This window comes from Collinsella sp. AM34-10 (genome assembly GCF_003469185.1).
GTDB lineage: Bacteria > Actinomycetota > Coriobacteriia > Coriobacteriales > Coriobacteriaceae > Collinsella.
In genome coordinates, this window is sequence record NZ_QSIL01000005.1 from 92902 (window position 1) to 105773 (window position 12872).

At 55.9% G+C, this 12872-nt stretch carries 13 protein-coding genes and 1 pseudogene; 6 read left to right on the forward strand and 8 right to left on the reverse strand.

Going from position 1 to position 12872, the window contains the following annotated elements; genetic code table 11:
• Window positions 1-201: 201 nt before the first annotated feature.
• The 5 genes from DW823_RS06135 to DW823_RS06155 all read left to right on the forward strand — a co-directional run bounded on the left by DW823_RS06135 (window position 202) and on the right by DW823_RS06155 (window position 4520).
• Window positions 202-1194 carry a glutamate ABC transporter substrate-binding protein gene (locus tag DW823_RS06135; RefSeq protein WP_118081100.1) on the forward strand — a complete coding sequence of 331 codons (993 nt, stop codon included), beginning with the start codon at window positions 202-204 and terminating at the stop codon, window positions 1192-1194.
• A 138-nt stretch (window positions 1195-1332) separates the two neighbouring features.
• A complete protein-coding gene (locus DW823_RS06140; protein ID WP_118081102.1) occupies window positions 1333-1992 on the forward strand; it encodes an amino acid ABC transporter permease in 660 nt (219 codons plus the stop codon).
• Window positions 1989-2822, forward strand: a complete 834-nt coding sequence (locus tag DW823_RS06145) for an amino acid ABC transporter permease (RefSeq protein WP_118081104.1) — start codon at window positions 1989-1991, stop codon at window positions 2820-2822. Before DW823_RS06140 ends, DW823_RS06145 begins: the two co-directional genes overlap by 4 nt.
• A 36-nt stretch (window positions 2823-2858) precedes the next feature.
• On the forward strand, window positions 2859-3623 hold the full coding sequence (locus DW823_RS06150; RefSeq protein ID WP_035137613.1) for an amino acid ABC transporter ATP-binding protein: 765 nt from the start codon (window positions 2859-2861) through the stop codon (window positions 3621-3623).
• Window positions 3624-3710: 87 nt separating this feature from the next.
• Complete coding sequence (locus DW823_RS06155) at window positions 3711-4520, forward strand: gamma-glutamyl-gamma-aminobutyrate hydrolase family protein (protein ID WP_118081106.1); 810 nt, start codon at window positions 3711-3713, stop codon at window positions 4518-4520.
• 99 nt (window positions 4521-4619) lie between these two features.
• Here the strand turns inward: DW823_RS06155 and DW823_RS06160 are convergent, their stop codons facing one another.
• The 7 genes from DW823_RS06160 to DW823_RS06190 all read right to left on the reverse strand — a co-directional run bounded on the left by DW823_RS06160 (window position 4620) and on the right by DW823_RS06190 (window position 11135).
• Entirely contained in the window at window positions 4620-6239 is a 1620-nt protein-coding gene (locus tag DW823_RS06160) for an ABC transporter ATP-binding protein (protein WP_118081108.1), read from the reverse strand.
• Window positions 6232-7524 (reverse strand): radical SAM protein, encoded by a 1293-nt coding sequence (locus DW823_RS06165; RefSeq protein WP_118081110.1) that lies wholly within the window; start codon window positions 7522-7524, stop codon window positions 6232-6234. The genes DW823_RS06160 and DW823_RS06165 overlap by 8 nt, the downstream gene beginning before the upstream one ends.
• 21 nt (window positions 7525-7545) lie before the next feature.
• Window positions 7546-8364, reverse strand: a complete 819-nt coding sequence (locus DW823_RS06170) for a hypothetical protein (RefSeq protein WP_118081112.1) — start codon at window positions 8362-8364, stop codon at window positions 7546-7548.
• Window positions 8348-9172 carry a hypothetical protein gene (locus DW823_RS06175; protein WP_055251648.1) on the reverse strand — a complete coding sequence of 275 codons (825 nt, stop codon included), beginning with the start codon at window positions 9170-9172 and terminating at the stop codon, window positions 8348-8350. The genes DW823_RS06170 and DW823_RS06175 overlap by 17 nt, the downstream gene beginning before the upstream one ends.
• Window positions 9169-9894, reverse strand: coding sequence for an ABC transporter ATP-binding protein (locus tag DW823_RS06180; RefSeq protein WP_118081114.1), 726 nt, complete (start codon window positions 9892-9894; stop codon window positions 9169-9171). Before DW823_RS06180 ends, DW823_RS06175 begins: the two co-directional genes overlap by 4 nt.
• A gap of 342 nt (window positions 9895-10236) precedes the next feature.
• Window positions 10237-10566, reverse strand: a complete 330-nt coding sequence (locus DW823_RS06185; protein ID WP_055251651.1) for a helix-turn-helix transcriptional regulator — start codon at window positions 10564-10566, stop codon at window positions 10237-10239.
• 8 nt (window positions 10567-10574) lie between these two features.
• Window positions 10575-11135, reverse strand: coding sequence for a hypothetical protein (locus DW823_RS06190; RefSeq protein WP_055251653.1), 561 nt, complete (start codon window positions 11133-11135; stop codon window positions 10575-10577).
• 729 nt (window positions 11136-11864) lie between these two features.
• Between DW823_RS06190 and DW823_RS06195 the strand changes: the two are divergent.
• Window positions 11865-12425: pseudogene (locus tag DW823_RS06195) on the forward strand (IS3 family transposase); the annotation flags it as partial.
• Window positions 12426-12512: 87 nt separating this feature from the next.
• On the opposite strand, the gene DW823_RS06200 reads toward DW823_RS06195, so the two are convergent.
• Complete coding sequence (locus DW823_RS06200; RefSeq protein WP_055252489.1) at window positions 12513-12869, reverse strand: Hpt domain-containing protein; 357 nt, start codon at window positions 12867-12869, stop codon at window positions 12513-12515.
• Window positions 12870-12872 lie beyond the last annotated feature (3 nt).

Here is a 12872-nt window from a genome sequence, read left to right on the forward strand (position 1 = left end):
GATGTTACAGATTGAGACAAAACAGTAAGGCATGCCGCCGCACCCGCCCAAACCACCGCAAAGGTGCCTGTCCCCTTTTGGTGGGTACAATAACCCATAAGGTAAGTATGTTTCTGAGTTATTTCGTGTTGACCCGTCTGAGCGCGATAGGGTATAACTCTACTCAACCGCTAGGGATTTTATTGAGAAAGGTGTTCTACCATGAGCAAGAACCTCTCCCAGCAGGTCGTTCTCGACCGCCGCGGCTTCGTTGCCGCCACCTTCGCAACCGTCGCCGGCCTTGGTCTTGCCGGCTGCTCCGACACCAGCGCCGAGGCCGACAAGGGCTCCGCCGCCTCCTCCAAGAACTCCGAGGATACCGAGGTTTCCGCCACGCTCGACGCCAAGGCATTCGACAATCTCGTCAACGATGGCCCCAAGGCCGATGACGACGCCATCGCCGCCAGCAACTGGGCCACGGCCGTCAAGGACGCCGGCGTCTTTAAGATCGGTGGCGTTCAGACCTCCACACTCTTCTCCCTCCTCAACGAGAAAGACGGTCAGACCCGCGGCTTCGACGCCGGCATCGCACAGCTCCTGTCCAACTACATCCTGGGCGAGAACAAGGTCGAAATCACCCAGGTGACCTCGGACACGCGTGAGTCCGTCCTGCAGAACGGCCAGGTTGATGCCGTCTTTGCCACCTACACCATCACTGACGAGCGTAAAAAGCTCGTCTCCTTCGCCGGCCCCTACTACTACACCCAGCAGGCCATCCTGGTGCTCGCCGACAACGACGACATCAAGAGCGTCGACGATCTGGCCGATAAGAACGTCGCCGTCCAGTCCGGCTCCAACGGCCCCGCCATCCTGGAGGAGTTCGCCCCCAAGGCCAGCCAGCAGGAGTTCAAGACCGACGAGGAAGCCCGCCAGGCACTTCAGCAGGGCCGCGTTGACGCCTACGTCATCGACAACAACATGCAGCAGAGCGCCCTAGTCCGCGAGCCCGGTAAGTATAAGATCGCCGGCAAGCCCTTCGGCAGCAAGGAGCCCTATGGCATCGGCCTGCCGCTCGATTCCGACGGCGTCGCCTTTGTCAACGACTTCCTTAAGAAGATTGAGGACGACGGCACCTGGACCGAGCTGTGGCAGATCTGCATCGGTGACCGCACGGGTGACACCAATGTTCCCGAGCTGCCCGAGATCGGCGCCTAGGCAACGCGCCTAGTAACGGCCGCAACGAAACCATACGGAAACGCACGGTGCGCTTTATTGCGCTAAACTGTTTCCTTACTGAGTTGTCGGGGCTTCCGTACACACGGGAGCCCCTTTCCTTATCGGCGGGAGGTCCGCATGAGTCTCTCCGAGCTCTGGTCGCTCTATGGCCAGAACTATATCGACGCGCTGCTAGCAACCTGGGGCATGACGCTTGAGTCGTTTGCCATCGCCATGGTGCTGGCCGTCGCCGTCACCGTGATGCGCGTGTCGCCGCTCAAGCCGCTGCGCGTCTTTGGCGACCTGTATGTCCAGGTCTTCCGTAACATCCCCGGCATCGCGCTGCTCATTATCGTCGTCTATGCGCTGCCCCCGCTCAAGGTCGTCCTGCCCTACCGCACCTGCGTCATCGTCGCCACAGTGCTCTTGGGTTCTGCCTTTGGTTCCGAGAACTTTATGAGCGGCATCAACACCGTCGGTGTCGGCCAGGTAGAAGCTGCCCGCTCGCTCGGCATGAGCTTCAACCGCATCCTCGCCAAGATCGTGATTCCGCAGGCACTGCGTTCGAGCGTACTGCCCATGACCAACCTCTTTATCGCCGTCATGCTCACCACCGCGCTCGGCAGCCAGGTACCCCTTAAACCGCAAGAGCTCACCGGCGTGGTGAGCTACATCAACACGCGCTCGCTCGGCGGCGTCGCCGCGTTCTTTGTCTCGGCGCTCGGCTACCTGGGCACGGCCTTTGTGGTGAGTCACATTGGCAACTATATCGATAAGAAGGTGAGGATCCTCCGATGAGCAAGCACTCCTCCCCCGCACTCACCATGCGCGACGCGCTCTACGAGGCTCCCGGCCCCAAGATGCGCGCCAAGATTCGCGTCGGCACCGCCATCTCGCTTGTCGCTGTGGCCGCACTTGTCGCCCTCGTGCTGCAGCGCTTTTATGTGACCGGTCAGCTTTCGGTCCACTATTGGTATTTCTTTACACACCTCACCACCTGGAAGTTCCTGCTTGCCGGCTTTGAGGGCACCGTTAAAGTCGCACTCACCGCTGGCGCCATCGCGCTGGTGCTGGGTCTGACCCTCATGCTCGGCCGCACGAGCGACATTAAGCCGCTGCAGCTGGTCTGCCGCGTGCTCACCGATTTCTTCCGCGGTGTGCCGAGCCTGCTGTTCATCTACTTCTTCTTTTTGGTGCTGCCCCAGTACAAGATCGCGCTGCCGTCGTTTTGGATGCTCACGCTTCCCGTCGCGCTCGCTGCAGCCGGCGTACTTGCCGAGATCTTCCGTGCCGGCGTCAACGCCGTGCCGCGCGGCCAGGTCGAGGCCGCCCAGGCGCTCGGTCTCTCCAAGGCTAAAATCACCTTTAAAATCGTGCTGCCGCAGGCTATTCGATTTATTATTCCGTCGTTGATTTCGCAGCTTGTGGTCGTCGTCAAAGACACCACCGTCGCCTACGTGGTGAGCTACCCCGACCTTATGCAAAACGCCCGCGTGCTCATTACCAACTACGACGCCCTCGTGTCGGTCTACCTGGTCATCGCGGTCATCTACATCCTCATCAACGTCGCAATCAACAAGGCCGCTGTCTACGTTTCGCACAAGACCGGCGCGACCATCATTCGCTAACGATTTACCATTTCGAGTCATAAGGAGCCGAGCACCATGGCACAGAGCACTTCTTCTACCGGCAATCAGCCGCTGATTGAGCTCAAGCACGTCGATAAGCACTATGGCGATCTGCACGTCCTCAACGACATCAATCTCTCGGTCGACCGCGGCGAGGTCGTCGTTGTGATCGGCCCCTCGGGCTCGGGCAAGTCGACCATGTGCCGAACCATCAACCGTCTGGAAACCATCGACTCGGGCGAGATCCTCATCGAGGGCGAGCCTCTGCCGCAGGAAGGCAAGGATCTTGCCCGCATGCGCGCCGAGCTAGGCATGGTGTTTCAGCAGTTCAACCTGTTCGCACATATGACCGTGCTGCAGAACGTCATGCTGGGACCGGTCGACGTGCTGGGCGTGTCCAAGGACGAGGCCCGCGAGCGCGCCATGGACCTGCTGAGCCGCGTGGGCGTTGCCGAGCAGGCCGATAAGGTGCCCGCACAGCTCTCGGGCGGCCAGCAGCAGCGCGTAGCCATCGCCCGCTCGCTTGCCATGCAACCCAAGGCCATGCTTTTTGACGAGCCCACGAGTGCCCTTGACCCCGAGATGATCAACGAGGTGCTCGAGGTCATGGTCCGTCTGGCCCAGCAGGGCATGACGATGATCGTCATCACACACGAGATGAACTTCGCCCGCCGCGTGGCCGACCGCGTCGTGTTTATGGCCGACGGCCAGATCGTAGAAACTGGCACGCCCGACGAGTTCTTCGACCACCCCCAGACCAAGCGCGCCCAGGACTTCCTCAACTCCATCAAGGGCCACTAGCCCAATTGCCACGCGGGCAAATTCATCACCAGCGTTTGTCCCACGTCACCCCTGTGCCATGTCCACCCGGATTCGAAAGCCACACCCATGATCGGAACCCGCACCTCATCGTCCTACACTCCGCACGTCGACGTCAATCCCGCCGACCGCCCGCTCATCCTGGTAGCACCACGCTGGGAAGAAGCGAAACCCTATTTGAGCGAGACGCTCTCCCCCAACGAGGAGATTGCGAGCGTCTTTGTCGATGCCATCCTTGCCGCCGGCGGCCTGCCGCTGCAGATGTCCATTACCGAAGACGTCGATGTCATCCGTCATTACGTGGAAATCGCTGACGGTATCGCCATTCCCGGCGGCCCGGACGTCAACCCCAAACGCTGGGGCGACGAGCGTCCGTACGACCCCACGCTGTGCTGCGAAATTCGCGACCGCTTTGAGTTTAAGCTGGTTAACGAGGTGCTTCGCGCCAAGAAGCCGCTCTTTACCACCTGCCGCGGCACGCAGTTGCTCAATGTCGCCACTGGCGGCACCCTGTGCATGGACGTGCCGAGCCTGGGTGCGCGCGAGGGCCGAACGCAGTGGCGCCACACCCACGTGCTCAACGACCCTGTGCACCCTGTCGAGGTCGTGCCGGGCTCGCTGCTGGAGCGCGCGGTTGGCGGGCACAGGCTGATCCAGACCAACTCGGCACATCACTGCTGCGTCGATCGTCTGGGCAAAAGCACGCGCTTGGTCGCCAAGGCAACTGACGGCGTTCCCGAGTGCATCGAAGTCGAAGGCCAGCCTTTCTGCCTGGGCGTGCAATGGCACCCTGAGTACACGTGGAAGACGCTCGAGACCGACTTTAACCTGTGGAAGTCGTTTGTCGAGGCAGCGACCAAGGTTAAGCAGGCCCGCTAGCTTACGAACCACACCGGCTAAAACCATCCATGCCAGGGGGGGCGGACACCAACTACGGTGCCCGCCCCCTGTATTTGATATGCTAGGTCCACTAACCCGTCAGGCAATTTCAATCACCTCATCGCATGCCGAAATAAGCACAGGGTCGTGCGTAGCGATGACCGTGATATGTCGCCCCTTTCTTTCCTTAAGGATTTCGATAAACGCCTGCTTGCTCTGACTGTCAAGTGCAGATGTCGGCTCATCAAACATCATCACGTCCGGGTTTTTCAGCAGCTGGCGAATTATCGCTATTTTTTGTTTCTCCCCCCCTGAAATGTTGTTCTGCTTATCGTCCAGCTCGACATCAAGTCCACCACTTGAATCGACCATCTTTTTAAGCCCCATTCTCTCAATGAGGCTCTCAAGGTCACGCTCTTCAGTGCTTCTGCAGCAAAGAGTTAAATTGTCCCGTATCGACCCCTCGGTCAGGGGCGGCTCCTGCTCAGTAATCCCGATATTGCGCTTCCGCAGCGCATAACGGTCCAGAGAGCTCAGGGGCTTGTCGTTAATCCAAATATCACCCTTGCAGTTTTCTGGATCGCAACCGCTTATCACATCCAACAGCGTGCTCTTACCGGAACCGTTCGGCCCAACGATTCCGTATACCTTTCCTTTTTCCAAAGAAGCTCGAATGTCTCTGAACGCGGTTTTTTCAGACCCAGGATAGCTATACGCCAGCTCGGAACAGCTCACCTCGTAAACATCGGCGAGGATAATGGCCCCATTTGAGTCCTCTGGCATGTCCAGCAAGCGCCGCAAACGCTCGTAGGATACTTTTGACGTTTGATAGTCCTTGCCCAGCGCAAGGAAGAATTCAATAGCCGAAGAATAATAGGAGTAATAGCTTAGCGCCGTCATAAGATAGCCGGGCAGCAAATTGCCGTCGAGAACTTCCTTTGCGCCCAGGATCAAGATTCCACCCTGTGCCAAAGATGTGACGACAGTGTTGGCAAACGTAAAGGTCGCATTAATTTGCTGGTTCTGATAAACGCAACGATATAGCTCTGCAAAAGAGTGCTCAAGCCTTTGCTTGAAAACCTCGAATAGAACATGTCTGCGGATAAATTGTGCGTTGCTAAGCTGCTTCTCCAGATCGGAAAAGAATCGAGCCTCCTGCTCTTGAGCCTCGAAACTTCTTGCGAACAAACACTTTTTGAAAAGCGAATAAACCGCGCCACCTATTATGCCAAGAGCCATACACAGCATTGCCAGGTGACCGTTTATGGTCGCCAGGACAACAAACACCACAAGCAACGTCACTATATTGCTCACGCTTTGGACACTTGCGTTTATAACAAATATCACCAAATCGTTAGCGTCATGATTAATCTGTTGGTTGTAATATGAGGCATCAAAATTAGAAAAGAAGGCCCGTGGTAGCCTTTGAACGTGACTTATCACCTCTTCATTCAATGCAAATCCCACATGTGTTTGCAGATCGACATAGACCAGCTCACTGACGCAATTCAAACCGGCTCGCACAATACCCAGCGCTGCTATCTCAGCGCCGATGGCGATTGCGCTTTCCCCATCTCGCGCGACACCGACAAAGTTGTTGACCAGTTGTCCCGTCAGAAAAGGAATTGCGAGACCAACCATAAGCGAGAGCAGGCACATTAGAAGATAGGTTATATACTTTGGATTCTTGATTATTGTTCTTGCGCAGAGATTAAACATGAGCTGAATCCAGTTCCGAAAGCAATCGCTGAGCCTTCTCGGTCAAAATCATTCGTTGGCGCACCTGATACCTTTGAGATACGCACTGTTTTGACCCTCCATGAAGAGCGTGATTAGGGCAACCTCCCATACATGAGGGATAGGCAAAACACTCTTCACACTCATGATCGCTCGGCTCATAGTTTAGCCATTGGACCAGCTGAGCATTCATCCTCGGCCCTTCGGCAAGCGTACCGACGCAGCGTTCACGCATCCCGATTTCGTCCCAACATTTATAAAGATAGCCCTCCGGATCCACTACAAACGACCCTGCACAAACGGCGCCACAAATAGCCGGATTAAAGCGCACCGTCAGGTCAACGTAGAACCCCCTATCAACTGCATGACTATAAAAGTCCAGCTCTTCCCGAGAAAACGCCTCCATCGAAAAACAACTACTGTCACTTGGGCACGTATCGTTAATATTGTCGACAGGCGCCAGATAGAATCCAACCTTGTTTTTAAGGCCCTTTTCCTCGAGTGCATCCAGCAAATCGCCAGCACCGGCAATGTTATGGGCATCGACATTGCACCTGATAGAAATATCCAACAGATGCGTGACTTTAGAAACGTTGTCTAGAATCGCATCGTACGTCGGCTGTCCGTTCCGCAAGAACCGTCGAGAATCGTGGTCCTTTCGAGACCCGTCCAAGGTTATTTGAGCCATCTTGACGTCACAAGCCGCGAGAGTCTCGGCCACTTCTGGCGTCAGAAGATATCCATTTGTAACGATGGATGCCGAATAGGAGCACTCTGGATTAAGGATCGCCTTTATACGCTCCGTAAGCCGCTGAATTTTATCGACTTGCAGCAACGGCTCTCCACCATACCAACCGATCTCAAGCTCGCTCAGCCCCCGTGAACGCTCCTTCACGAATGAGACAAGCCGGTCTTCAACCTCCGGAGTCATTGTCGTTTTGCGTTGTCCTTTTTCATAACAGTATGGGCAACAGAAGTTGCACTCCAATGTCGGGGCTATCGTCATGCCTAGAGAGCGATTGGAAAATCGAAGAAGACGGCCTATCGCCTTCATTTCCTCTTTTTCGTCACGATCATCTTCTAACAGCATTCCTCCTTGAAGCAACGCTTCGCGCAATTCATCTGGCTCCCATTCGGTTCCCGATACCATGCGGCACATACTTTCTGCATGTTGTTTATCCAACGAAAGGATCGCACCGGTCTTCGCATTCATCACCAGCGTTCTTTCGCCGTGGTTTTCAATCAAGTTGTATTGAGACGGCCTCATATGATTATCCCTCACAAACAATCAAAGAAATCTCGACCGCAATTGGTCGACGGTAAAGCAAATGGCAAGAACGCTTGTTACGTTAATCAGGCAGTCAATTAAAATCGAGGTGCATTGACTATCCTCCAACGGGGTCACGCCGCAAATCCACATGAGCATCGAGGACGGAAACGGAAGCATGGAATTGGCTCCGACCTGTATGTAGATCGTTACGACGTTGACAAGCAGCAGCATGCCAATAGGACCGAAGCCGGACCCAAAATAGGAAACAACGATCACGCAAGAGACCACATATGCAAGGCAGACGGCACTCGCCAGAAGAAGTCGATCGCAAAACATATTCAGGTTGAAACACTGTTGAGCATCCAAAACGATTGCACAGTTAAGACAGTACAAAACGACACTTGACAGGACAAACGCGCCCAATAGGGCGAAAGAAGACAGCACCGTTCGCGCAACGGTAACGCACGCCCGCTTCCCTCCCCGAGCCTCCGACAGCCCCCACGGTTCCTCGACAAAGCCCGAACTAACAAAGCGCGGCACAATACAAGCCGCGATGAACGGAAAGAACAATGCATGAGCCAACGGGGCCACGTTGAACAGCAAGCCGCGAAAAACCTCTGCATTACCAAATAGAAGGGCGTCCTCTGCCGACAGTTTAAGCGTCGGGTCTGGGAAAAAGCCCAAGAAACTGCCCTCGCGGAGGCTACAGAACCACATCGGGAAAGAATTAAGCTGCAATATCACCATACACGCATAAATTGCCAGGATTAAGACGTACGTCCATTTGCTCACATGCTTCAATTCTGAATGGAGGAACCTTTTAATCTGACGAGCCATTGAGCACACCTCCGACACGACAGGTCACGAGAGCGTAAATCAATACCGATAGACAGCTGGCTGCCACGCCATAGCCCAGAAGCGCCAGGTGCCCCATATCGCTATACCCAAGGGCACATCCGACCCCTAGGTACGGCCCAGGAAGGAAGAAGATCCATCGCAAGGATGGTATAGGTGCCTGAAGGAAGGTTCCGTAGAGCGTCAAGCTCATGACAAATCCAATTATTATTACAGCCCCGCTCAATACAGCGCTGCCTGTAATCCGATAGATGGTCATCGTCTCCAACGCAACCGATATCACCAATACGGCGTTGATTATCATCGCAGGAAAAAATGCAGCCAGCATGCCGTGCGTGTAGTTTTGCTCCCCACGCATTATGGCTATTGCAAACAAAAGAAGGCAAAGTGCGCTATATGCTGCACCGACTATTAAAGCAGACGAAAGCACATGTGCCAGAGCCCCATTAAAGCGGGCGAGACCTCTTGCTGAAGAAATTCGGTATCCCTCTTTATAGCCATGCTCCTGTAAAAGCACCAAACAAACGATGAGTGGAACGAACAGGGATGTACCGGCAAAAGCGCTGCGCGCAAGGGACTCATCAGGCGCAGAAGGATCGATTGCATTCCAGAGGAAACCAATATCCTCCCCACAAACGCCATAGCCAAAGCCTAGCAACGTTGCTCCGTTATTTAAAAAAACACCGAAGAGAAGACCGCACGCCAACATAAGCGTAAGACCAAACTGCGCCGGAAACATCCTGTGTAGACGCATCATATCTGCCTTTATGGGATGGATCGCCCGCTTCATAGCGAGACCGCGTTCATCAAGCGCCTGTAATATTCTTTTAGGGACGACGCCTCATCCCTTATGACATCCATCGATTCCTTTTTCAGCAGTTCACCGTCATGAATAAACACGCAACTTGTTGCAACCGATGCCAACTCATCCAAATCATGGCTAGAGATGAGCATGGTCTTACCCTGTTCTCGATTCAATCGGCCGATAAGGGCCCATATACTCTCGATGCCCAGCGGGTCCAACCCATTTGCCGGCTCATCGAAAATTAGTACGTCGGTGTCGCCCAACAAAGCCGTAGCTATATCCAGTCGCCGTTTCATTCCCAGAGAAAAACTGCTCACGCTCTTTTTCTCATCGACGTCCAGCCCGACTAGGCCCAAGACGCGAGGAACCTCACGTGTCTCATCGAGCCCCCATTCCGCACATCGGATCCGAAGATTCTCCACCGCACTGAGGGATTGGTATGCTCCGCTGGAATCTGGCACATAGCCGACACGCGTCCGCATCAGGCTCAGCTCTTTTTTCGACTTGCCTCCAAAGAGCTCCACGCTCCCCGACGATGGCTCACAGAGGCCCAGCACTATTTTAATAAGCGTGCTTTTGCCCGCCCCGTTTGCACCAACAAGGGCGCAAAGTTCAGACTGATTCACCTCGAAGGAAACGTCATGCAACACACGCCGTTTTCCATAGCGCTTTGACACCTTTGATAGCTTTATCGCTGATGCGCTCATTGGCCTCCTATTCTGCTTGATAACAAAACCGCTGCTGCCAGACTGTCGCCTGGCAGCAGCCGCAACTGCTAGAAATTAACAACACACAAGTTTTTGCTGCAGTTATTGACGCAGACGCGTGCTCCACAGAATGCCTTGCAGTAACCGTTGCACCCACCACCGGGGTCCACATAACTCGGCTTTACAATCCAGCTCATATCGTTCCTCCTTTCTTTTATCGTTCGTTCTTGATATTATTGTTTGCCGATAACTTATATTTGTCAAGATAATTAATAAACAAAGAACCCGTGTTAGACACGGGTTCCGTTACACTGATATTTCGTTATAGTTGTTCTTTTTATGCTACTCGTCGCTCAAATCTACAGCGAAGACCGATGTCGGAAGCGACACCTCATTGCCTCTGCCATCCCGCATCTGCCTCACGGCATTCTTCGCGCGCTCGACAATAAGTTCCTCGAGCTCCTTCTCGCTCACGCGCTGAATAATATCTCCCGGTTGACAATCAAGCTCATCACAGATTTCAAGAAGCGTCTTAAGACGAATAGCTTTAATTTTTCCGTTTCTTAGCTTAGAAATATTAGCCGGAGTATGCCCCGTGGCACGAATCAGATCAGAGCTGGTCTTTCCGGTCTTAAGCAGCTGCGTCTCAAGCTCGATGATGAGATAGCTCATGTTTCCTCCTACACAAGCTCGTCAGACTGCTCCTGGAGCAGCGAGGCATAGCTCCAGATCACCGAGACAAACAAACAGACGGCCGCGCCGATAAGCGACCCCGCGTCAAAGGCAACGCCCTGGCAAATCGCGATAACGAAGGAATGAGGCACGACGCAAAGCTCCAGCCCACCAATGGTAAGATTGACCGATCCATAGGCACCAACAAGCGAAACCGCGGCGTTAACAGCAAAGGCAAGCGCGAGAACACGGATAAGCCGCACATGCGCCCTGGTAAAGGGCGATACGCCCCGCGAAATGTCACGGCTGATTCCGCACAAAACGACAAGCGAAATACCCATGACAAGCGCCATGCACAGTCCGCTTGGGATAACGATGCACCCGCCATTGAGAAGCGTCACAACACCGAAAGAATCGACAGAAGCAGCGTTTGCAACCGCATACCAGATCACGTAAACAACCAACGCGGCGAAAGCGACGAGCATTCCCGCAAAAACGACCGCCATGCAAAAGCCAAGCTTCCTTACAGTCTCGCCCGCCTTGGCCATACGCTGAACGCTGTTGGACATATACTCACCCTCATCGAATCTATCGTTATCGGAATAGTTTATCGAACAACGATATGGATTGCATGTACAAAGCCCAGCCGGTACGCATAGGTTATTTACTAATCCGAAGGGTGAGAGTGGATTTTTGGACACGTATCGAACGAGAGTGGATAATCTCCCACTTTGAGGCCGGGGACTGCGGACAAAAAGTTGGACCGTCAAGGTCCGGTTTGGAGTCCGCATGACATACAGTAGAGCCGTAGTAGAGAGGGCCGGGGAGCTCCGCCGCTCCGGGCTCTCGTGCAGGGAGATAGCCCGGGAGCTCGACGGGCCGAGCAAGAGCGCCGTCGCGCGCTGGACGAGGTCCGTGGCCGCGGGCGGAACCGTCGGGAGGGCGGTCGCGAAGATGGAGCTGCCGAAGGTCGTCGGGGACGGTCCGGTGTACCCCGACATCGACCCGGACGACAAGGACGCCCTGATAGAGCGCCTCGTCCTGGAGAACGCCGTCCTCAGGGCGGTGAACGACGTTTTAAAAGCCGCGAGCCTCGACGGGATGTCGAACAGGGAGAAGACCCTGGTGATAGACCGCCTGAGGCCTGCGGGGAAGTGGTCCTTGAGAGAACTCACCGCTTTCTTGAGGATATCGAGGAGCTCCTATGACTACCAGCGGCGCGCGATCGCCAGGCCGGACCGCCTGGCGCCGCTGAGGGCCCTCGTGCGGCGCGTGTTCCTGGAGGACGGCGACGGCGCGCGCGGCTACCGCTTCGTGGTGCGCAGGCTCCGCGAGCGCGGCGCGACTTCCGCTCGGCCCTGCCGAACTTCCTGTGGCTCACCGACATCACCGAGTTCAGGCTGCCCTCCGGCAGGAAGGTCTACCTGTCGGCCATCAGGGACTGCTTCGACTCCTCGGTCGTGGCGTGGAGGGCCGGCGAGAGCCCGGACGCCGCGCTCGCCAACTCGACGCTCGAGGACGCCTGCGCGCTGCTCGCGCCCGGCGAGGGCCCCGTCATCCACTCCGACCGCGGCGGGCACTACCGCTGGCCCGGCTGGATCTCGATCTGCGAGGGGCACGGCCTCACCAGGAGCATGTCGGCCAAGGGCTGCAGCCCGGACAACGCGGCGATGGAGGGCTTCTTCGGCCTGCTCAAGAGGGAGTTCTGGCACGGCAGGGACTGGGCGGGCTGGGCCCCCGCCCGCTTCATCGAGGAGCTCGGTGGCTGGATCGGCCGCTACAATACGGAGAGGCGCAGCGATGCGCTCGGCGGCCGCACGCCGGCCGAGTTCCGCGCCGCGCTGGGAAGGGCCGCGTGACGGTCCAGGAAATCGTCCGCAGTTCCCCGTCACCGGGCCTAAAACGGGAAATTATCCACTCTCATAGTCATCAAGGCTCACAGCCTCTTACTCGGCCACCTCGCGCAGGGCCGACATCGTAGCTGCATATTGCTGCTGCAGCGCATGCATTCCCTCGCGAGCGCCGTCAACGGAGCCGGCACCGCGCAGCGCTTCGGTCACCACGACCGCCGGCTCGTACAGATTATCGAATCCCAGGTTCTGGCTCACGCCCTTGAGCGTGTGCGCTGCCATAAACGCACCTTCGGCGTCTCCTGCCGCCATGGCGGCCTCCAGCTTGTCCATGCTCTCGTCATCCAAAAACTTGAGGGCAAAGCGGGCAAGCATTTCCTCGCCCATCAGCCGAGCGCACGCGTCATCATAATTAGCGCCGATCTTCTCATACGCCTCACGCATGGAAATCATGGA